The 20,916-nt window shown below is 71.2% G+C and carries 18 protein-coding genes; 5 read left to right on the top strand and 13 right to left on the bottom strand.

Annotation, left to right across the window (positions count from 1 at the left end):
• Positions 1 to 133: 133 nt before the first annotated feature.
• From ACFZBT_RS37755 to ACFZBT_RS37730, 6 genes are all read right to left on the bottom strand, one after another.
• On the bottom strand, positions 134 to 1,090 hold the full coding sequence (locus ACFZBT_RS37755; RefSeq protein ID WP_391114032.1) for a glycine betaine ABC transporter substrate-binding protein: 957 nt from the start codon (positions 1,088 to 1,090) through the stop codon (positions 134 to 136).
• A 63-nt stretch (positions 1,091 to 1,153) separates the two neighbouring features.
• Positions 1,154 to 1,819 (bottom strand): ABC transporter permease subunit, encoded by a 666-nt coding sequence (locus ACFZBT_RS37750; RefSeq protein ID WP_391114029.1) that lies wholly within the window; start codon positions 1,817 to 1,819, stop codon positions 1,154 to 1,156.
• Positions 1,816 to 2,514, bottom strand: coding sequence for an ABC transporter permease subunit (locus ACFZBT_RS37745; RefSeq protein ID WP_391114026.1), 699 nt, complete (start codon positions 2,512 to 2,514; stop codon positions 1,816 to 1,818). Before ACFZBT_RS37745 ends, ACFZBT_RS37750 begins: the two co-directional genes overlap by 4 nt.
• Positions 2,511 to 3,656: an ATP-binding cassette domain-containing protein gene (locus tag ACFZBT_RS37740; protein WP_391114023.1), complete on the bottom strand. Its 1,146-nt coding sequence runs from the start codon at positions 3,654 to 3,656 to the stop codon at positions 2,511 to 2,513. The genes ACFZBT_RS37745 and ACFZBT_RS37740 overlap by 4 nt, the downstream gene beginning before the upstream one ends.
• A 67-nt stretch (positions 3,657 to 3,723) precedes the next feature.
• Positions 3,724 to 5,205, bottom strand: coding sequence for an ATP-binding protein (locus tag ACFZBT_RS37735; protein WP_391114021.1), 1,482 nt, complete (start codon positions 5,203 to 5,205; stop codon positions 3,724 to 3,726).
• Positions 5,202 to 5,900, bottom strand: a complete 699-nt coding sequence (locus ACFZBT_RS37730; RefSeq protein WP_391114035.1) for a response regulator — start codon at positions 5,898 to 5,900, stop codon at positions 5,202 to 5,204. The genes ACFZBT_RS37735 and ACFZBT_RS37730 overlap by 4 nt, the downstream gene beginning before the upstream one ends.
• 152 nt (positions 5,901 to 6,052) lie before the next feature.
• Between ACFZBT_RS37730 and ACFZBT_RS37725 the strand changes: the two genes are divergently transcribed.
• From ACFZBT_RS37725 to ACFZBT_RS37710, 4 genes are read left to right on the top strand one after another with little or no spacing between them, the layout of a single operon-like run.
• Entirely contained in the window at positions 6,053 to 7,393 is a 1,341-nt protein-coding gene (locus ACFZBT_RS37725) for a ferric reductase-like transmembrane domain-containing protein (RefSeq protein WP_391114018.1), read from the top strand.
• A gap of 13 nt (positions 7,394 to 7,406) precedes the next feature.
• Positions 7,407 to 7,820, top strand: a complete 414-nt coding sequence (locus tag ACFZBT_RS37720) for an FMN-binding protein (RefSeq protein WP_391114016.1) — start codon at positions 7,407 to 7,409, stop codon at positions 7,818 to 7,820.
• Positions 7,821 to 7,823: 3 nt separating this feature from the next.
• Positions 7,824 to 8,567 (top strand): FAD:protein FMN transferase, encoded by a 744-nt coding sequence (locus ACFZBT_RS37715; RefSeq protein ID WP_391114013.1) that lies wholly within the window; start codon positions 7,824 to 7,826, stop codon positions 8,565 to 8,567.
• A 41-nt stretch (positions 8,568 to 8,608) separates the two neighbouring features.
• Positions 8,609 to 9,151: an MOSC domain-containing protein gene (locus tag ACFZBT_RS37710; RefSeq protein ID WP_391114010.1), complete on the top strand. Its 543-nt coding sequence runs from the start codon at positions 8,609 to 8,611 to the stop codon at positions 9,149 to 9,151.
• A gap of 24 nt (positions 9,152 to 9,175) precedes the next feature.
• On the opposite strand, the gene ACFZBT_RS37705 is transcribed toward ACFZBT_RS37710, so the two are convergent.
• The 6 genes from ACFZBT_RS37705 to ACFZBT_RS37680 form a co-directional block, all read right to left on the bottom strand.
• The gene (locus ACFZBT_RS37705) at positions 9,176 to 10,114 is read right to left on the bottom strand and encodes a Dyp-type peroxidase (protein ID WP_391114007.1); all 939 of its coding nucleotides are present in this window, start codon (positions 10,112 to 10,114) and stop codon (positions 9,176 to 9,178) included.
• A 127-nt stretch (positions 10,115 to 10,241) separates the two neighbouring features.
• A complete protein-coding gene (locus tag ACFZBT_RS37700) occupies positions 10,242 to 12,302 on the bottom strand; it encodes a beta-galactosidase (protein ID WP_391114004.1) in 2,061 nt (686 codons plus the stop codon).
• A gap of 29 nt (positions 12,303 to 12,331) precedes the next feature.
• The gene (locus ACFZBT_RS37695) at positions 12,332 to 13,150 is read right to left on the bottom strand and encodes an ABC transporter permease subunit (protein ID WP_391114001.1); all 819 of its coding nucleotides are present in this window, start codon (positions 13,148 to 13,150) and stop codon (positions 12,332 to 12,334) included.
• On the bottom strand, positions 13,147 to 14,088 hold the full coding sequence (locus ACFZBT_RS37690) for an ABC transporter permease subunit (RefSeq protein ID WP_391113998.1): 942 nt from the start codon (positions 14,086 to 14,088) through the stop codon (positions 13,147 to 13,149). Before ACFZBT_RS37690 ends, ACFZBT_RS37695 begins: the two co-directional genes overlap by 4 nt.
• Before the next feature lie 90 nt (positions 14,089 to 14,178).
• Positions 14,179 to 15,528 carry an extracellular solute-binding protein gene (locus ACFZBT_RS37685; protein ID WP_391113995.1) on the bottom strand — a complete coding sequence of 450 codons (1,350 nt, stop codon included), beginning with the start codon at positions 15,526 to 15,528 and terminating at the stop codon, positions 14,179 to 14,181.
• 28 nt (positions 15,529 to 15,556) lie between these two features.
• The gene (locus ACFZBT_RS37680; RefSeq protein WP_391113992.1) at positions 15,557 to 16,615 is read right to left on the bottom strand and encodes a substrate-binding domain-containing protein; all 1,059 of its coding nucleotides are present in this window, start codon (positions 16,613 to 16,615) and stop codon (positions 15,557 to 15,559) included.
• A 235-nt stretch (positions 16,616 to 16,850) separates the two neighbouring features.
• Here ACFZBT_RS37680 and ACFZBT_RS37675 point away from each other — a divergent pair, with 235 nt between their 5' ends.
• The gene (locus tag ACFZBT_RS37675) at positions 16,851 to 19,979 is read left to right on the top strand and encodes a beta-N-acetylglucosaminidase domain-containing protein (RefSeq protein WP_391113989.1); all 3,129 of its coding nucleotides are present in this window, start codon (positions 16,851 to 16,853) and stop codon (positions 19,977 to 19,979) included.
• Between the two features lie 55 nt (positions 19,980 to 20,034).
• Here the strand turns inward: ACFZBT_RS37675 and ACFZBT_RS37670 are convergent, their stop codons facing one another.
• Positions 20,035 to 20,799: a sugar isomerase domain-containing protein gene (locus ACFZBT_RS37670; RefSeq protein WP_391113985.1), complete on the bottom strand. Its 765-nt coding sequence runs from the start codon at positions 20,797 to 20,799 to the stop codon at positions 20,035 to 20,037.
• Between the last annotated feature and the right edge of the window lie 117 nt (positions 20,800 to 20,916).

The following is a 20,916-nucleotide window of genomic DNA, read 5'->3' as shown; positions in this document are numbered from 1 at the left end:
CCGGGGGCGCGGGTCGCGGCCCGGGCCCCCCTGGCCGGCGTCACCCCCCAGCACGCCGCGCCGCCCGCCCCCCCCGCGGGCCCCCGCGCGGCCGCGGGGGGGGGCCCCCCCCCGGGCCCCCGGGACCGGAGTGTCAGGCCAGGCCCTGCGACTTCAGCCAGGCCTTGGCGACGTCCAGCGGGTCCTTCTTCTCGAGCTGGACCTGGGTGTCCAGTTCGAGCAGGGCCTTCGTGTCGAGCTTGGCGGAGACCGCGTCGAGTGCCGCGGCGCCCTCCTTGGACAGCTCGCCCTTGCGGACCAGCGGCTGCACGTTCTGGAAGCCGAAGAGGTTCTCCGGGTCCTTCAGGACGACGAACTTGTCCCGGGCGATGGTCGGGTCGGTGGTGAAGAGGTCCGCGGCCTGCACGGTGTTCTTCTTCAGCGCCGTCTGGGTCAGCGGACCGCCCGCGTCGAGGGACTTGAAGGACTTGAACTCGAGGCCGTACACGGACTTCAGGCCCACCAGGCCCTGGTGCCGGGTCTGGAACTCCGGCGAGCCGCCGAAGTCCAGGTCCCCCGCGACGTCCTTGAGGTCCGCGATGGACGAGTCCGAGGTCAGCTTGTACTTCTTCGCGGTCTCGGCGTTGACCGTCACGGAGTCCTTGTTCTGCGCGGCCGACGGCTTCAGCAGCTCCAGCTTGGAGTCGAGCTTGCCGTTGATGGCCGTCGTGGTCTCCTCGACCGTCTTCGGCTTGGCCTTGGCGTCGAGGTAGGCCAGCAGGGAGCCGTTGTACTCCGGCAGCACGGTGACGCTGCCGTTCTTCATCAAGCCGTACGTGGTCTCGCGGCTGCCGATGTTGGGCTTGTAGGTGACCTTGATGCCCTTGGACTTGAGGGCCTCGCCGTAGATGTCGGCGAGCAGGATGGACTCGGCGAAGTTGTTGGAGCCGACGACGACGGCCCCGCCCTCCGCACCGCCGCCCTTGAGCGGGTCGTCGGAGGTGCCGCCGGAGGAACAGCCCCCGAGAAGAGCTGCCGCCGCGGCCAGCGCGACCGCTGCCGCGCCGGGGTGCCTCGATATGGACCGGGTGCTGCTCTTCCGTGTAATCATCACCCACTGATCCAAGCCAGCGGATATTCGGTCAGTCAAGTGCGGACCGGTCACCAATTGGCGTCATCTCCTGCGCACACCCGGCGACACCGCGACCCGGGCCGCCGCCCAGAACAGCGCGAGCGTGACCAGCGCGAGAACGGCCACGAGCGTCGCGCCGCCCACCACCTTCTCGTAGTCGCGCTGGTAAAGGCCGTCGACGATGTACCGGCCGAGGCCGCCCAGGCTGACGTACGCGGCGATGGTGGCCGTCGACACGATCTGGATGGCCGCCGAGCGCAGACCGCTGAGGATCAGCGGCAGGGCGACCGGCAGTTCCACCTGGAAGAGGATCCGGGACTCGTGCATGCCCATGCCACGGGCGGCGTCCACCGGCGAGGGGTCGACGGAGCGCATCGCCTCGTAGGTGGTGACCAGGATCGGCGGGACGGCGAGGATGACAAGCGGGATCATCACGGGCAGCATCCCGAAGCCCAGCAGGGTGGTCATCAGCACCAGCAGACCGAAGCTGGGCAGGGCCCGCCCGGCGGTGGCGACCAGGGACAGGGCGTTGCCGCCGCGCCCGTAGTGCCCGGTGACCAGACCGATCGGCAGTCCGATCGCGGCGGCGAGGAGCAGCGCCTCCAGGGTGTACTGGACATGCTCCCCGAGCCGCGCGGGGATGCCGTCGTAGCCCTGCCAGTGGGCGCTGTCGCTGAAGAACGCGTTGACGAAGTCGAGTACGTTCACCGGGCGGCTTCCTCAAGGGCGGGCGCCGGCTTGCGACGGGCCCTCCCGCTCGGCATCCAGGGCGTCAGCAGCACCCGGACGAGGACCAGCAGGGCGTCGACGAGGATCGCCAGGAGCGCCGTGGTGATCACGGAGTTCCAGGTGAGTTCGGGCCGGTTGTAGATCTGCGCGTCGTGCAGCAGGTTGCCGAGCGCGCCCTGGTTGCCGATGAGCATGCCGACGCTGACGAGGGAGATGCTCGACACGGTCGCCACCCTGAGGCCCGCGATGATCGCCGGTACCGCGATCGGCAACTGCACCTGGAAGTACCGCCGTACGGGCCCGAAGCCCATGGCGGTCGCGGCGGCCAGGGTCTCCGGAGGCACCGAGCGCACCCCATCGACGATCGCCGGGACGAGCACCACCAGGCTGTACACGGCCAGCGGGATCATCACGGTGAGCTCGGTCTGGCCGGTGTAGTCGATGAGGACGACGAAGAACGCCAGGGACGGGATGGCGTACAGCACGGTCGTCAGGCCGAGGACGGGCGGGTACAGCCAGCGGAAGCGCACGCACAGCTGGGCGATCGGCAGCGCCAGGAGCAGTCCGGCCGCCACCGGCAGCAGGGCCTCCCTCAGGTGCAGCCCGATCAGCCCGAACCAGCTGTGCTGGAGGTCGCTCGGGATGTCGAAGAAGTCGTGGAGGTAGTCGCTCATCCGGCGACCTTCTCGTCCTCGTCGTCGCGCTCGTCCGCGCCGTCGCGGCGGGCCTCGTGGGCGCTGCGGATCGCCTCGCCGATGGTCTGCTGGGCGACCACTCCGGTCACCCGTCCGCCGGCGTCCACGGCGACGGCCCAGCCGGTCGGGGAGAGCACCGCGCAGTCGAGGGCGGCCCGCAGCGAGTCGGTGCCGGGCACGAACGGCCGCCCGTGTGACAGGAGCCGGTCGGGCCTGATGTCACCGGCCGTCAGATCCTGTGGCGCGCTCCAGCCGAGCGGCCTGCCGTCCGCGTCGGTCACCAGGAGCCAGGGGGCGTCCGGGGCGGCGATCTGTTCGGCGGTGGCGTCGACCCGGATCACCGGGTCGGTGGTCAGCGTGAGCCCCGCGGACGGGAAGAACGACAGGCCCCGGATGCCGCGGTCGGCGCCGAGGAAGTCCTCGACGAAGGAGTCGGCGGGGTCGGAGAGCAGCTCGGCGGGAGGTGCGTACTGGGCGAGCCGGCCGCCTTCCCGCAGCACGGCGACCATCGTGCCGAGCTTGATCGCCTCGTCGATGTCGTGGGTGACGAAGACGATGGTCTTGCCCAGCTCTTCCTGGATGCGCAGCAGTTCGTCCTGGAGGACCTTGCGCACCACGGGGTCGACCGCCGAGAACGGTTCGTCCATGAGCAGCACCGGCGGGTCGGCGGCGAGCGCCCGGGCCACGCCGACGCGCTGCTGCTGGCCGCCGGACAGCTGGTAGGGGTACCGCTTGGCGAGCGCGGCGTCGAGGCCCACGCGCTCCATCAGTTCGGCCGCCCGGGCCCTGGCCTTCTGCTTGCCCCAGCCGAGCATGCGCGGCACGGTCGCGATGTTGTCGACGATCGTGCGGTGCTGGAAGAGCCCGGCGTTCTGGATGACGTAGCCCATGGAGCGTCGCAGGGCGGTGCCGGGCTGCCGCTGGATGTCCTCGCCGTCGAGGAGGATCGTTCCCTCGCTCGGTTCGACCATCCTGTTGATCATCCGCAGGGTGGTCGTCTTGCCGCAGCCCGACGGTCCGACGAGGACGGTGATCGAGCGGTCGGGTATCTCCATGGAGAGCCGGTCGACCGCCACCGTGCCGTCCGGGTACCGCTTGGTGACTGATTCGATCCGTATCAAGGCGCCGGGGCCCCTTCGGGTTGGCGGAGACTTCTGGCCATGGTCGTACGCGCTGTGCCGGACGAGTCTAGACCGCGGTGTTCTCCGGTCCCGGGGCGGCCGTGACCCCCTCCCCCTGCATCGGCAGGCGCACGGTGAACACCGTCGCCCCCGGCTCGCTGTCCAGCTCGATGCGGCCGCCGTGGGCCGCGACCAGGGACTGCGCGACCGCGAGGCCGAGGCCGCTGCCGCCGCGGTCGCGGCTGCGGGCCTTGTCGACGCGGTAGAAGCGGTCGAAGACCCGGGCCCGGTCGTCGGGCGGGATGCCCGGACCGGTGTCGGCGACCCGCACCTCGGCCGAGCCGGGCGCGAGGCACACCTCCACGGACACCTTCGTCCCGGCGGGGGTGTGCACGGCGGCGTTGGTGAGGAGGTTGTCGACGACCTGCCGGATGCGCAGCGGGTCCATCCGCAGCCGCACCGGCCGCGGTCCCGCGAGCACGGTCAGCGGATGGTCGGGGCGGCCCGCGCGGAAGGCGTCAGCGGCCTGGCACACCAACTCGACCAGGTCGGCGTCCTCCAGCCGCAGCGGCTCCTCCACCTCCGCCGCGTCCAGCCGGGCGAGCAGCAGCAGGTCGTCCAGGAGGACCCCCATCCGGGCGGCCTCGGCGCGCAGCCGGGCCAGATGCCGGTCGCGTTCCTCGGGGGCGTTGGCGGCGGCGTACTGGAAGAGGTCGGCGTAGCCGCGTACCGACATCAGCGGGGTGCGCAGCTCGTGCGAGGCGTCCGCGACGAACCGGCGGAGCCGCTGCTCGGCCTCCGCGCGCACGGCGAGGGAGTGGTCGATGTGCTCCAGCATCGTGTTGAAGGCGGTGCGCAGTTCGTCCACCTCGGGCCCGCCGTCCCGGCCGTCGGCGCGCAGCGGCAGCCGGGCCGCCGACTCGGTCAGGTCGTGCGAGGCGATGCCGTGCGCGGTGGACGCCATGTCGCTGAGCGGTTTCAGTCCGCGGCGCAATGTCCTGCGGCCGAAGACGACCAGCGCGAGCAGCGCGGCCCCGAAGGCGACGACCTGGATGGTGATGAGCTGCCCGACGGTGTCCTCGATGTCCTCCATGGGCGCGGCGCTGACCAGGACGACCCCGGGCTCGACCTGGCAGGCCCGCAGCCGGTAGGAGCCGGCGCCCTTGAGGTGCTCGGTGCGCAGGAGTTCCGTGTGCGCGGCGGTCTGTGCCCGGGCCAGGGAGGTGAAATCGTCGACGTCCTCCGGCAGGTCGGCGGGGTCCTCGGGCCTGCGCAGCTCGGGTGTGCCGTGCGAGACGTCGTACACGGCGTAGAACCAGCTGTAGTACTTCTTGCCCGAGAGCGTTCCGTAGTCCGCGATGCTCTTGGACTGGGCGATCTGGGCCTGCGCCAGCTGGGTGTCGAGCTGGGCCGAGAGGTAGTCCCGCATGTACGTGGTCAGGGCCGTCCCGACGACGGCGAACACCACCAGCGCCAGGGCGCCGAGGCCCAGGGCCAGCCGGGTGCCCAGGCGCATCCTGCGGTAGGTGCTCCGCAGCCGGGCGATCACTCGGAGACCTGCCGCAGCACGTACCCGAAGCCGCGCACGGTGTGGATCAGGGGCGTGCCGCCGTCGTCCGTCTCGTCGAGCTTGCGGCGCAGCCGGCTGACGACCAGCTCGACGACGTTGGAGCGGCCGCCGAAGCCGTACTCCCAGACGTGGTCGAGGATCTGCGCCTTGGTGAGCACGGTGGGCGACTTGCGCATGAGGTAGCGCAGCACCTCGTACTCGGTCGGGGTCAGCGACAGCAGCCGCTCACCGCGCCGCACCTCGCGGGTGTCCTCGTCCATCGTCAGGTCGCCGACCTGGAGCACGGACCGCTGGAAGGCAGGGCCGGCGCTGCGCCGCAGCACGGTCCGCAGCCGGGCCATCAGCTCCTCCACGGCGAACGGCTTGACCAGGTAGTCGTCGCCGCCCCGCGTCAGGCCCGCGACCCGGTCGGCGACGCCGTCGCGCGCGGTGAGGAACACCACCGGCACCATCGTCCCGGAGGCGCGCAGCCGGTCCAGGACACCGAAGCCGTCCACGCCGGGCAGCATCAGGTCGAGCACCACGATGTCCGGGTGGAACTCGGCGGCCCGCTTCAGCGCGTCCTCGCCGGTGTACGCCGTGACCGCGTCCCAGCCCTCGTAGCGGGCGACGGTCGCGACGAGGTCGGCGATGGGCGGGTCGTCGTCGACGACGAGGAGGCGTACTTTTTCCACCCGCTCATAGTGCTTCACGTGGCCTGCGCCTCCCTAGCCGCTCGTGGCTTCGCCGCGGGATCGATAATCACTTGAAAGTCGAGCGACAGTATTTCGACAGCTCCCTGGCGACAAGCTCGGTATCCCAGGATCCGATCAAGGAGCTGCCGACCGTGACGACCCTCCAAGAACCTCCCGCGGCGACCCGCGCGGGCGTGCGCCCCAGAGTGGTGGGGCGCACCGGCCTGTACGCGCTGCTGCTCGCCAACGCGGTCGTGGTGGCCGTGTTCTTCGTCCAGGCCGGCTTCGCCTCGAACACGCTGATCGTGCTGGGCCGGCTGACCGGGCTGTACGGCTCGCTGCTCATGGCGTTCCAGCTGCTGCTGGTGGCCCGGCTGCCCTGGTTCGACCGGCGGATCGGCATGGACCGGCTGACGTCCTGGCACCGCTGGACCGGCTTCTCGGTGCTCTGGCTGCTGCTCGCGCACGCGGTGTTCATCGTCTTCGGCTACGCCCAGTCGTCGTCTCTTGACCCGGTGAACCAGCTGGTCGACCTCGCGGAGACCGTCGAGGGCGTGCTGCGCGCGATCACCGCCCTGGCGATCATCATCGTGGTCGGTGTGGTCTCGGCCCGCTCCGCGCGGCGCCGGCTGGCCTACGAGACCTGGCACTTCATCCACCTGTACACCTATGTCGCGGTGGTGCTGGCGTTCACGCACCAGGTCGCGGCCGGTACGACGTTCGCCTCGTCGTCCGCGGCGAAGACGTACTGGTACGCCGTGTGGGGCGTGGCCCTCGCCGCCGTGTTCACGGGCCGTCTGGTGCTGCCGCTGTGGCGCAACCTCCGTCACCGGCTGCGGGTGACGGCCGTCGTACCCGAGAACGACAACGTGGTCTCGGTCTACATCACGGGCCGCGACCTCGACCGGCTGCCCGCTCGGGCCGGGCAGTTCTTCCTGTGGCGGTTCCTGACGAAGGACCGCTGGTGGCAGGCCAACCCGTTCTCGCTGTCCGCCGCCCCGGACGGCCGTACCCTCCGGCTGACCGCCAAGCGCGCGGGCGACGGCAGCGCGGCCCTGCGGCACCTGAAGGTGGGCACGCGCGTGTTCGCCGAGGGCCCCTACGGCGCCTTCACCACCCTGCACCGCACCCGCCCGGACGCCGTGCTCATCGCGGGCGGCGTCGGTGTCACGCCGATCCGGGCCCTGCTGGAGGAACTGCACGGCCACGCGGTCGTGATCTACCGGGTCGCCACGGACCAGGACGCCGTCCTGTACGACGAACTGCGCGACCTCGCGCACGCCAAGGGCGCGGAGCTGCACCTGGTGACGGGACCTGCCGTGCCGGACCGGCTGGCGCCCGGGGAGCTGGCCCGTCTCGTGCCGGACGTCGCCGGGCGGGACGTCTACCTGTGCGGCCCGCCGCCGATGATGAACGCGGTGCTCGGCAGCCTGCGCGCACTCGACGTGCCCAAGGCGCAGATCCACTTCGAACGCTTCAGCCTGGCCGGATGACGAGGAGACTGTCGTGAAGCGAGCCATACCCGTCCTCGTCCTGAGCATCGCGGGCCTGATCCCGGTCTGGCGTTACGCGCCCTCCCAGGACACCGGGTCGTCGTCGACCGCCACCGAGGCCGCAGCTCCGGCCTCCACACCCTCGGCCTCCTCGTCGGGGGGCTCCACGACCACGGTCGTGAAGGGCTCGGCCCTCGACACCGAGAAGGGCCCGGTGCAGGTCGAGGTCACCTTCGACGGCGACAAGATCGCCTCGGTGCGGATGCTGCAGCAGCCGGACCATCCGCAGACCACGGCCGCCGTGCCCAAGCTGATCGAGGAGACGCTCCAGGCGCAGAGCGCGGACATCGACACGGTGTCCGGCGCCACGATCACCAGCGACGGCTACAAGGAGTCCCTCCAGGCCGCCATCGACGCGAAGGGCTGAGGGATGCGGCGCGTCGAGCACGTGATGGGGTTCCCGGTGTCGGTCCGGATCGACGACAAGGGCTTCCCGGAGGCGGCGGTGGACGGCCTCTTCGCCTGGCTGCACGAGGTCGACGCGCGGTTCAGCCCGTTCCGGCCGGACAGCGAGGTGTCGCGGCTGGACCGCGGGGAGGTGTCCGAGCCGAGCCCGGCGCTGCGCGAGGTCCTGGACCTGTGCGAGGAGTACCGGGTCGCGACCGGGGGCGCGTTCGACGTACGCCTGCCGGGACGCGGTCTCGACCCCTGCGCCGTGGTGAAGGGCTGGTCGGTGCAGAAGGGCGCGGAGCTGCTGGCGGCGGCCGGGGCGCGGCGCTTCTGCCTCAACGCGGGCGGTGACGTGGTCGCCGTCGGCGGGCCCTGGCGCGTGGGCGTACGGCATCCCGAGCACGCCGACCGGTTGTGCACGGTCCTGGACCTCACGGACCGGGCCGTCGCGACGTCCGCCCGCTACGAACGCGGCGACCACATCGTCGACGGCCGTACCGGCCGCCCGGCGACCGGGCTGCTCAGCCTCACGGTCGTCGCCCCCACCCTCACGGAGGCCGACACCGTCGCGACGGCGGCCTTCGCGCTGGGCGCCGAAGGCGTCGAGTGGGCGGCGGCCCGGGAGAACTGCGAGGTGTTCGCGGTGGACGCCGGCCGCCGGGTCCTGCGGTCGCCGGGGTTCCCGTCCGCCGGAGAACGGACGGCCACGACGCCGACCGGCTAGGCTCCTGAAGGATCTTTGCCGAACGGAAGGGGGCCGAAGGCATGAGCGCGACGGTGACGGCGGTCAGCAGCAACGGCGAGTACTCGTTCACCAAGCCGAACCGGGACAGCATCACCCTGCTCGCGGGGCTGGGGGTGGAGGGCGACATCCACGCGGGGGTGACGGTCAAGCACCGTTCGCGGATCCTCCAGGACCCCACCCAGCCGAACCTGCGCCAGGTGCACCTCATCCACGAGGAGCTCTTCGCCGAGGTCGCGGACGCCGGGTTCGAGGTGGCTCCCGGCGCACTCGGGGAGAACATCACCACACGCGGCATCGACCTGCTCGGCCTCCCGGCCGGCACCCTTCTGCACATCGGCGAGGCCGCGGTGGTGGAGGTGACGGGCCTGCGCAACCCGTGCGTCCAGATCGACGCCTTCCAGGACGGGCTGCTGAAGCAGGTCGTCGGCCGTGACGAGGCAGGCCGGATCGTGCGCAAGGCGGGCATCATGAGCGTCGTGCGCGAGGGCGGCGTGGTGCGTCCCGGCGACTCCATCGAGGTGCGGCTCCCCGCCGAACCGCACCGGCCGCTGGAACGCGTCTGAACGAGCCCTGGCGACCTGAGGCCGTCAGCCCTCGGGCAAGGCCTCCAGGAAGTCCGCCGGGGGTATGAAGAACAGGCTGCCGGTGACGGCCCGTGAGTAGTCCAGCAGCGGGTCGGGCCCCGAGCCCGGCCCGCCGAGGAACATCTTGCGCAGCATCGTCTCGGGTATCCCGGGCGTGCGCGCGTAAGCCACGAAGTACGTGCCGAACTCCCCGTGCCCCGGCCTGCCGAACGGCATCGCGGAGCGCAGGATCTTCTGCTCCGAGCCGTCCGGGCCGAGGACGGTGTTGACGTCCTTGTGGGAGCCGGGCGCGTCGAGTTCGAGGTTGGTGAGCTTGGTGCGGCCGATCACCTTCTCCTGGGCCTCCACGGCGAGGGCGTCCCAGGCGTCCACGTCGTGCAGGTACTTCTGCACCATCGCGTAACTGCCGCCGCGGAAGGCGGGATCCTCCTCGCCGACCAGTGCCGCCTCGGCCGCGGGCGGGCCGACGGGGTTCTCGGTGCCGTCGACGAAGCCGAGGAGGTTGCGCGAGTCGAAGTAGGCGAAGGCCTGTGTCTCGTCCCGCACGGTGACCGCGCCGCGCAGCCGCCGTACCAGCTCGGCGGCGAGGGCGAAGCACAGGTCGGTGCGGGCGGCCTTGATGTGGAGGAACAGGTCGCCCGGGGTGGCCGGGGCGTGGTGCCGGGGCCCTGCCAGCTCGCGGAACGGGTGCAGTTCGGCGGGCCTCGGTCCGTCGAACAGCCGTCCCCAGGCCCGGGATCCGACCCCGGCGACACAGCCGAGGCCGCCGTCGGGGCTGGGGAAGCCGACGGACCGCACCAGGCCCGCGAGGGAGCCCAGCGCCTCCCGTACGGCGGCCTCCCCGCCGGGTTCGATCGTGGCGACCAGGAACACCGCGACCGACGCCGGCGGGTTCAGCAGCGGCTGCGAGAGCGTCTCTCCCGGGGGCAGCGGTGACGTCATGGCTTTCCCATCCCTTCGCCGGCCGACAGGGCCCGCCCGCTCCCCCTCCGGGGCGGCGCGGCCCACGCCCCTGACACGATGCCCAGCGAAGAGGCGGCAGGAACTCGTCGGCCGGAAAGGACGGTTGCTACGGCGTCACGTCCTGAAGCACCTTCACGTCCCACGGCCCGAGGGGCACGACGTCCGCGTACACGGTCTCCGACAGCACGTCCCGCACGGCCGTGGGCACCGGCACGGACACCTCGTCCCACGACCAGTTGTGCAGGAAGCGCACGCGGCGGCCGTCCCGGGCGGTCGCCGAGGTGGCCGTGACGCTCGGGTGGGCGGGGCGCCAGACGCCGTCCGGGGCGTACCGGTCGAACAGGGCCCGGGCGAGGACCGGGTCGGGCACGGTGCCGACGTAGGTGATGCGGCCGGCGCCGTGGCGGTGCGTGGTGACCGCGGGCCAGCGGCCGAAGTGCGGGTGCGTGTACGCCGCCAGCGTCTCGGCGCCCCGCGGCCGCAGTCCGTCCGCCCAGTGCAGGGCGTGCGCGTCGGCCGGGAGGGGGAGGGACTCCGTTCCGGTGACGGGCAGCGGGTCGCGAAGGTTGCTGAACTCGTCGTACGTCACCCCGGCGGCCTCGGCCAGCCGGCCCGGCTGGAGGTCCGTGCGGGCCCGGGCCTCGGTGTCGCCGTAGCCGGTGCGCGGGCCGAGGACGAGGTGGCCGCCGGCCTCGGCGTAGGCGCGGAGCCGGTCGAGGACCGAGTCGTCGGCGGCGTAGTAGGCGGGGGCGACGAGGAGGGGTGGCAGATCGGCGTCCGCGAGCTGCCCGGGGTGCAGGACGCGTGCCTGGAGTCCCGCGTCGAAGGCGCCTCGGTAGAAGGCGTCGAAGATCCTCTCGTACGACCTCCCGTCCGGGTTTCCGTCGGCGTCGGCGAGCGGCGGCTGGCCCTTGAGCGCCCACTTGCTGGGCCCGTCGTAGAGGAAGGCGACGTCGGCGTCCGGGGCGAGGGAGGCGACCAGGTCCCCTGACTTCTCCAACTCCCCTCCCAGTGAAGCCAGTTCGCGATAGACGCGGCCGGGCCTGCCGTTGTGCGGGAGGATGCCGCCCCAGTAGGTCTCGGTGCCGAAGTGCAGGGTGTGCCAGTGCCAGTACTCGATCATCGAGGCGCCCCGGGAGATCAGCGCCCAGGCGGCCTGGCGCCACTGCCCGTTGTAGGCGGGGCGGTTGTCCCACGGCCCGCTGATGGCCTGCGCGTTGGTCTCGGTGACCAGGTAGGGCTCCTGCCGGGAGGAGTACATGCGGTCGGCACTGCGGTACAGCGCCCAGGTGCCGTTGGTCGTCCAGTGCTGCCCGTCGCCGCCCACGTCGGGCAGGGCGAGGGCGTCCTGCATCGTGTAGTACGGGTTGCCCGCGGTGACGTCGAGGGCCTCGGTGAGCCGGTCGTCCTCGACGCCCTGGCGGTCGTAGGAGATGCAGGTCGTGACGAACTGGCCGGGGCGGGCGTACTCGCGCACGATCCCGGCCTGCCAGGCGATGAACTCGGTGGTGAGCCGGGCCTGGAAGCGCCGCCAGGCCAGGTCGTACTGCGGCTGGGCGTTGCCGTCCGGGGTCCACAGGTCGGCCCAGGTGGACAACCGGTGGGACCAGTAGACCAGGCCCCATTCGCGGTTGAGGGTCTCCACGTCGCCGTACCGTTCGCGCAGGTCGTCGGTGAAGCGCTGGAAGACGCCGTGGTTGTGGAAGAGGTGCAGGCCCGGTTCGTTGTCGACCTGGAAGCCGATGACCGCCGGGTGGTCCGCGTAGCGGCCGACGACCTTGCGGATGACGCGCTCGGCGTGGAAGCGGAACGCGGGGTGGGTGAAGTCGACCTCCTGGCGGGCGCCCCAGCCCATGCGCTCTCCGGTGCGGGACTCGCCCGCGATCTCCGGGTACTGCCGGGCCAGCCACGGCGGCACCGCGTACGTCGGCGTCCCGAGGATCACGGAGATGCCCCGCTCGTGGGCGCCGTCCAGGACCGGCTGGAGCCAGTCGAGGTCGAAGCGGCCGTTCTCCGGCTCCCAGGTGGACCACACCGACTCGCCGACGCGGATCACCGTGAAGCGGGCCTCGGCCATCAGGTCGAGGTCGTCCTTGAGGCGCTCGTACGGCTGGTACTCGTGGTAGTAGGCGGCACCGAACAGGACGCGTCGGGGCAGCTCGAACATGCTTCTCCTTCAGATGAGTTGCTGGGCGGTCAGCCCTTTACGGCGCCCGTGGACAGGCCTTCGAGGAGCTGTTTGCGCAGCAGTACGAAGAGGGCGACGGCGGGCAGGACGGCGAGGACGGCTCCGGCGAGCACGAGGTCGTACTGCCGTTGCTCCGACACGAACAGGGTCTGCAGGCCCAGCGGCAGGGTGTACTGGGAGCTGTCGGAGACCAGCACCAGCGGCCACAGGAAGCTGTTGTAGCTCTGCAGGAACTGCCAGACGGCCAGGGCGCCCAGCGAGGGCCGCAGCAGCGGCAGGACGATGGTGCGGAAGATGCCGAACTCGCTCGCCCCGTCGATCCGGGCGGCCTCCAGCACCGAGTCCGGAATCGACTGCACGATGTACTGCTGCATCATGAAGATCCCGAACGCGGGCGCCACCCACGGCACGATCAGCGCGAACCACGGGCTGCCCAGCCCGGTCTTCACGAGGATCACGAACAGCGGCACGAGAACCACCGCGAACGGTATCGACAGCGAGCTGAACATGACGTTGAACAGCAGCCGCTTCCCGGCGAAGCGGAACTTGGCGAAGCCGTAGCCGGCGAGCGCGCAGACGAAGACGGACACGGTGGTGGCGACGACGGCGACCACCGTGCTCATCAGGAACCAGCGGCCGAAGGGCTGCTCGGTGAGCAGGGTGCGGTAGTTGTCCAGGGTGAACGGGTCGGGGACGAGCTTCGGCGGGTAACCGAAGATCTCGCCACGCGGCTTGAACGAGCCGCTCAGCGCCCACAGCAGCGGCGCGAGGAAGCCCAGGAACAGCAGGACCAGGACGCCGTAGAGGGGCAGTCGGGCGCGTGTCATGAGGTGGCCCTCCCGATGCCGAGGACACGGTTGACGAGCCGGCTGAGGCCGAAGACGAGGACGAAGAGGACGACGGCGGCGGCCGCCGCGTAGCCGAACTGCTGGCGCTGGAAGGCGGCCCGGTAGATGAACATGGTCACCGAGAGGGTCGACTCGGCCGGTCCGCCGCCGGTCAGCAGATACGGCTCCTCGAAGATCTGGGCCGCGCCGATGAAGGACGTGACGACGACGAACGCCGTCACCGGCTTCAGCGCCGGCAGGGTGACGGTGGTGAAGGTGCGCAGCCGTCCGGCCCCGTCGATCGCGGCGGCCTCGTACAGCTCCCGGGGCACGTTCTGCAGCCCGGCGAGGAAGAAGACGGTGAGATAGCCGGTCCAGCGCCACAGCATGACCAGGGCGATGCTCACCTTGGCCATGGTCGGATCACCGAGCCAGTCGACTCCGCCGGTGCCGAACAGGGCCCGCAGCACCGCGTTCGCCAGCCCGAACTGCCGGTCGAAGATCAGGCCGAAGACCAGGGCGACGAGGATCGGGGAGACGACGACCGGCACGAAGTAGGCGGTCCGCCACAGGTCACGTGCCCTGAGGCCCTTGGCGTTGAGCGCCTGGGCGATCAGCAGCGCCAGCGGCACGATGACACAGACCGCGACCAGCACGAAGACGGCGGTGTTCCCGAGCGCCCGGTGGAAGCTGATGTCGGTGGCGAGCAGCCGGTAGTTCCGCAGCCCGACCCAGTGCGGGGTGCCCAGCCCGACCCACTCGGTGAGGCTCAGCCACACCGATACGCCGACGGGGACCAGCATGAACAGGACGTAGAGGAGATAGAAGGGGGAGATGAAGAGGTAGGGCGCCCAGGTGCCGCGGGGGCGGCTTACTTTCCGGCCCGGGGCGCTGTGCGCACGGGCGGTGCCGGGCGACCCGGCAACGGTGGTGGTCATGGTGAGTTTCTCCTGATCCGCCGAGTTCGGCAGCAGGCCCCAAGGGGCGCGGGGAACTGCGCGACAAGCCCCAACGGCGCCGCACCCGAACTACCGCCCGGCCTGGTCACGAAAATCCGCAGCGGTCTGCTTCAAGGCCTGCCGCGGCGTCAAGCTGCCGCGATAGGCGCGCAACAGATTCCCCGCGAGAACGTCGTAGAGAATCGACTGGTCCGGACTCTGATGGAACGCCGGCACATCCGGCAGCAACGAGCGATACAGCCCGAACAGCCGCTGCCCACCGCAGAACTCGTCCTCGTACGCCCCCAGGCGCGGATCCTCGTACACGGACCGCCGCGTGGGCAGATAACCGGTCTCGGTGAACCGCCGCACCTGCCCGTCATGGGTGAGCCACGTCTTGAAGAGGAACTCCGTGGCGGCCCGGGTGTTGGCCTTGTCCTTGACGACACCGAACCCGGTGCCGCCGAGCGCGGCGGTCAGCCCGCCGCCTCCGCCGAACCGGGGCAGGGCACGCACGCGCCACTTGCCCTTCTGCTCGGGCACGTTGGCCACCAGTCCGTAGTTCTTGTACCAGATGGCCATGGGCAGACCGATGACCCGGCCGCTCTTCAGCGCGGTCTGCATCGCGGCCCCGTAGTAGTCGGCCACGTCGATGACGAACCCGCTGCGCAGCCCCTCGCAGAGGAAGCGCAGCACCTCCTCGGCCTCCGGCGAGTCCAGGAGCAGCTGCCCGTCCGCGTCGAAGAACGCCCCGCCGCGCTGGTAGAGCAGCATCTGGAAGGACTGCACGACCTGGCCCGGGTCGCTGCCCACCGTGGAGACGACGCACATCGACGCGTTGTGGTCGCGGTACACCCGGGCACCGGCCTCGGCGAACTCCTCCCAGGTCTGGTCGCCTCGCAGGAGCCCGTACTCGTCGAAGAGGTCCTCGCGGTAGAAATAGACGACCATCGGGGTGTCCGAGTCGAAGGCGTAGACCTGGCCGTCCCTGCTGAAGGGCGCGGTACGGGCGGGCAGCAGGTCGTCCTTCAGACCGGGCACGGCCGCGATGTCGGGCGCGAAGTCGTGCAGCAGCCGCTCGGCGATGTCGCCCCGCAGCATGCGCGGGAAGCTGCCGATCTCGAAGCCCACCAGGTCGGGTGTGCCGCGTCCGGCGACGGCCTGGGCGAGCAGCTTGGTGACGATGTCCGGGGGTCCGGAGCGGGTGACCTTCAGGTGGTAGCGGAAGTCGGTGGCCCGGTCGGCCTCCGGGACGCCCTTCACGAAGAACGCCTCGTAGCCCGGGTCGTGGGTCCACAGGGAGAGGGTGACGTCGCCGGAGGTGCGGGGCGTCGTATCGCCCTGCCCGCAGGCGGAGAGTGCGGCGGCCGTACCGAGGCCGAGGGCTCCGCGCAGCAGGGCGCGGCGGGTCGGAGGGGCAGGGAACGGTGGGGTGTACACACGTGACTCCTCACGTGGTGCGGTGCGGCTACGGGCGGGGAAGCGCGGGGCCCGGATCGCGTATCGGGCCGGTGGAGGCCCGTACGGTCAGCTCGACCGCCTGGTCGGCGGGTTCGGCCGGTGCGGGGCGGCCCTCGATGAGGGCGATCAGTACGTCGACGGCGCGGTCGGCGACGGCGGCGAAGTTCTGCCGGACGGTGGTCAGCGGCGGGGAGAGATAGGCGGCGGCGGGTATGTCGTCGTAGCCGACGACGCTCACGTCACCGGGGACGGCGCGGCCCGCGTCGGCGAACGCGCGCAGGGCGCCGATGGCCATGTCGTCGTTGGCGGCGAACACGGCCGTCACATCGGAGAGTCCGGCGAGCTGCCGTCCGGCGGCGTACCCGGAGGCCGGGCTCCAGTCTCCGGGTGACGGCAGGGGCGGCTCGGGCGCGCCGGCGGCGGCGAGGGCCTCGCGCCAGCCGCGCAGACGGTCACGTGCGGCCCACCAGTCCTGCGGGCCGGGCAGGTGCCAGACGGTGCGGTGCCCCAGGGACAGCAGATGCTCGGTGGCGAGCCGGGCGGCCGCGGTGCCGTCGCCGCCGACCACGGCACAGGTGCCCTGGGCGAGTTCCACGCCCTCACCGACGCTGACCACCGGAACATCGGCGCTGAGCCTGAGCGGCACGCCGTCGTCGATGGGCTCGGACAGCACGATCCCGTCCACCCCCTGCTCCAGCAGCGCGTCCACGGCGACCGAGACCTTCTGCCCCTCCAGGGTGCTGGCCAGGGCGACGGAGTACCCGGCGCGCTGCATCGCGCGCTCCAGGGCGATGAGCAGGGTCGAGGGGCCGTAGAGCGAACTGCCCAGGGAGACCACGCCGATCCGCCGGTAGCGGCCGAGGAGCAGGGCCCGGGCCGCGGTGTTGGGACGGTAGTCCAGTTCGCGGATGACCCTCAGGACGCGATCGCGCACCTCCGGGCTGACATGCGGCTCGCCGTTGACGACCCGGGAGACGGTCTTCTGCGACACCCCGGCGGCCCGTGCGACCTCGGTCATGCCGGGACCACGACGGCGACGTCCGCCTTCGGCTCCGGTCGTCGTCATCAGGGCTCCCAGGGTGTGGCCACGGTCATGGACTACGTAGTCAGTTGCGGCATCGAGCCCGGAGAGGCTGGCTTGACTACGTAGTCACGCCAGTGTGCGAGTCCGGGAGGGCGGCGTCAATGCCCCGGGCGGAGACGATCTCCGACGGCCCATTGATTGCTTGATTCAGCATCTCTAGCATCACTCGGTGGCTCCATTCACCTCTCCCTTCATCCCTCCCCGGGAAGGAGAATCCGTGTTCCCAGCCAGTCGTCTCAGACTGCCCGGCGCCGCGCTGCTGCTGGCACTGGGCCTCACGCTCGCGCAGGTGCCGCCTTCGGCCGCCGCACCGGACGAGCCCCCGAAAGTCGCCGCCCCGCCCCAGGTCTGGCCTCGGCCGCAGAGCATGCACACGGGGCCCGGCCGGCTCACGGTCCCCGAGCGGGTCGTGGCGGTCGTCGGGCGTGAGACCGATCCGTCGGCCCGGCAGGTCGTCGAGACCGTCCTGCGCGACGCCGGAGCCAAACGGATCGTGACGGCCGCCGAGCCGCCCGCGAAGGCCGGTTTCACCGTCTTCATCGGCGGCCCGAAGGAGAACACCGCGACCGCCTCGGCCCTGAAGCACCTCAAGGCCCCCTCCCCCGCCGGACTGCCCTCCGGCGGCTACGTCCTCGCCTCCGGCCGCGAGGACGGCCGCACCCTCCTCGCCCTGTCCGGCACCGACCGCACCGGCACCTTCTACGCGGCCCAGACCCTGCGCCAACTGGTCACGAGGACCGTGCCCGTGGTGACCGTCCGGGATTGGCCCGCGGCCGCGCTGCGCGGAGTGATCGAGGGTTTCTACGGCACTCCCTGGTCCCACACCGAGCGGCTGAGCCAGCTCGACTTCTACGGCCGCACCAAGCAGAACGTCTACGTCTACTCCCCGAAGGACGACCCCTACCTGCGCGCGCAGTGGCGCGACGAGTATCCGGCCGCCGAACTGCGGCAGTTGAAGGAACTCGTCGACCGGGCCGACGCCAACCACGTCCGCTTCACCTACGCCCTCTCCCCGGGGCTGTCCGTCTGCTACTCCTCGGAAGCCGACATCGACGCGCTCACCCGCAAGTTCGACTCGCTGTACGCCATCGGCGTGCGCTCCTTCGCGATCCCGCTGGACGACATCAGCTACGCGAAGTGGAACTGCGAGGCCGACGCGAAGGAGTTCGGCACGGGCGGCGGTGCGGCCGGGGCGGCGCAGGCGCATCTGCTCAACGAGGTCTGGAAGGCGTTCTCGGCCGGCCACCCCGGCCTGCACCCCCTGGAGATGGTTCCCACCGAGTACTCCGACCTCGCCGACTCCCCCTACAAGAAGGCGCTGCGGGAGAAACTGGACCCGTCGGTGGTCGTGGAGTGGACCGGTGTCGGCGTGATCGCGCCCACCATCACCGCCGACCAGGTCGCCAAGGCCCGTGAGGTCTATGGCCATCCGATCCTGGTCTGGGACAACTACCCGGTGAACGACTACGTCACCAGCCGCCTCCTGCTCGGCCCCTACACCGGCCGCGAGCCCGGCGTGGCGAAGGCGGCGACCGGGGTGACCGCCAACCCGATGGTGCAGGGCCAGGCGAGCCGGATCGCCCTGTTCACCTCCGCCGCCTATCTGTGGAACCCGGACGCCTACGACCCCCGGGCCGCCTTCCTCGCCTCGGTCCGCGACCTCGCCGGAACCGGATCCGGAGCCGGAGCCAGTGCCGGAGCCGCCAAGTGGCTGCGGATCTTCGCCGAGAACAACTACTCGTCCCAGCTCGACCCGACCGAGTCCCCGACGCTGAGCGCCCTCATCGCCGCGTTCCGCAAGGCGTACGACGACGACTCTGGCCTCGACCGTGCCGCCGCCGCGCTCCGGTCGTACTTCGGCGACATGGCCGCCACGCCCCGTGAACTCCGGGCCCGGCTCGACAACCCGGGGTTCCTGGAGGAGACCTCGGCCTGGCTGGACAAGCTGGGCCGCTACGGCAGCGCGGGCCGCACGGCCGTGGACCTGCTGCTGGCCGGTAAACGCGGTGACTCCGACGCGGTCGCCACGTACTGGAACCGGCTGAGGGACCGGCGCAAGGAGCTGGACGCGATCCCCCAGCAGGTCTCGCCGGGCGTGATGGACCAGTTCCTCTACACGGCGATGATCGAGAACGCGCCCGACCCGGGTGTGAACGCGGCGTTCGTGCCCGGTTCCGTCAGCCTGAAGCCGGGCGGTTCCGCGAAGATCACGCTCTCCTTCTCCGACAAGGCCGCCACCGCCGACCGGACGGTGACATGGAAGCTGACGGCCCCCGACGGCGTGGCCGTCTCGCCCGCCGAGGGCACGGCGACGGTCCCGGCCGGGGGCAGCGCGTCGGCGACGGTCACCGTCACGGCCGGGGAGAACGCGAGCGCCGGGGTGCGGTCCGTCGGGGTGGCGGGCGAGGGCGTGCTCGACCGTGCGCTCCCGGTCCAGATCACCGACGGCACGGGCACGTCGAGAGCGCTGACGGCCAACTTCAGCGGGGCATCGGTCAGTTCCGTCGACCTGTCCTCGAAGAAGACCACGAACATCGCCGTGGGCGCCAACCCCGGCGAGGTGGTGACGAGTGCGGACGGACGTACCGCCTACGCGGCCAACCAGGGTTCGAACACGGTCAGTGTGATCGACGTGGCGCAGGGGAAGGTCACCGCCACGGTCCCCGTCGGCAAGGTCCCCGCCGGACTCGCGCTCACTCCGGACGGCCGCACCCTGTGGGTCGCCAACTACGGGGACGGCACGGTCCAGCCCGTGGACACGGCCTCCCTCACCCCCGGGGCACCCGTCCAGGTCGGCAACGGGCCGGAGAACCTGGCGATCACACCCGACGGCCGGACGCTCTACGTGCCCAACATCAAGGACAACACGGTCACCCCGGTCGACCTGACCACCCGCAAGGCCGCAGCCGCCGTCCCTGTCGGTCCGAGCCCGTTCAACATCGTGGCCGCTCCGGACGGGAAGACGGTGTACGTGTCCAACTCCGGCGGCTCCACGGTCACTCCGATCGACACCGCCACGAACGACACCGAGCCCACCCTGCTGGTCTCCGGCCAGGCCTACGGTCTCGCCCTGTCGCCTGACGGCCGGACCCTGTGGGTCAGCCCCAGCACCGGCGACACCGTGACGCCCGTCGACACGGTCACCGGCGCCCCCGGCAAGGCGGTGACGGTCGGCAGGTCCGCTTTCGACGTCGCCCTGGACTGGAACGGCGGCAGGGCGTACGTCACCACCGCCGACGCGGGCGCCCTGGTACCCGTCGACACGGAGTCGGGTGCCGTCGGGACGCCGCTGACGACCGGCGCGTATCCGCTGGCCGTGGCGCTGACGCCCGTACCGGTGAAGTGAGATGCGGACGGCCGGGGCCCCTCATCGAGGCCCCGGCCGTTCCGTACGGTCCGGTTCAGCTCGCGGTGCGGCGGATCCGGCCCGCGTACCTCTTCTCCAGCTCCAGGTTGCCCTCGAAGCCGCCGGGCACGTTCGCCGAGACGTAGACCGGGGGGCGTTCGCCGGCGGCGAGGAGACGTCCGGCGGCCTCGGCCACCGTCATCTGGACCAGCATCACGCCGGTGAGCGTGGAGAGGGCGCAGACCGAGCCGCCGCCGGGGAGTTCGAGCAGGGAGTCGCCGCGCGGGGCCGCGTTGTCGAGGACGACGTCGGCGATGTCGGCCAGCTTCCGCCCGCTGGGATGGGCGGCGGGGACGGCCCGGGTGTGGGTGAGGGAGGTGAGGGCCAGGACGCGGTGGCCGTGTTCCTTGGCGTGCAGGGCCATCTCCACGATGACGTTGTTGACGCCGGAGTTGGAGATGACGACGAACAGGTCCTGGGGGTTCGGGGCGGCGAGGTCGTAGATCCGCCGGGCCACCCCGGCCCGCCGTTCGAGGAGCGGGTCGTCGAGGACGGCCGGGTCCTCGCCGCCGTAGAGGACGAGGTCGGCGATGCTCAGCCGGTTGGTGGGGACCAGTCCGCCGGCGCGGCCGGCGAGTTCGAGGACGAGGGCCTGCGAGTGGCCCGTGCCGAAGGCGTGGACGACGCCGTCCGCGCGGACGCACTCGGCGACCAGGTCGGCGGCGGCGGCCACCTCGTCGCGGGCGGACTCGATGACCTGCTGGAGGACGGCGAGGCTCTCCCGCGCGAACCCCTGGGCGCTCACAGACTCGACGGACACGCGACACACTCCCCACTGATGGATTGAACCACCCTATACTTTCTCAATCGATGAATCTACAAACCATATCGGGTCCTGGTATTCAAGTCATGCGAGGAAGGGTGGCTGATACCTTCT

The sequence above is a fragment of the Streptomyces sp. NPDC008137 genome (assembly GCF_042957035.1).
In the GTDB taxonomy this organism is placed as follows: Bacteria; Actinomycetota; Actinomycetes; order Streptomycetales; family Streptomycetaceae; genus Streptomyces.
Note: the sequence above shows the minus strand (reverse complement) of the source record. Positions and strands in the feature narration are given on the sequence as shown.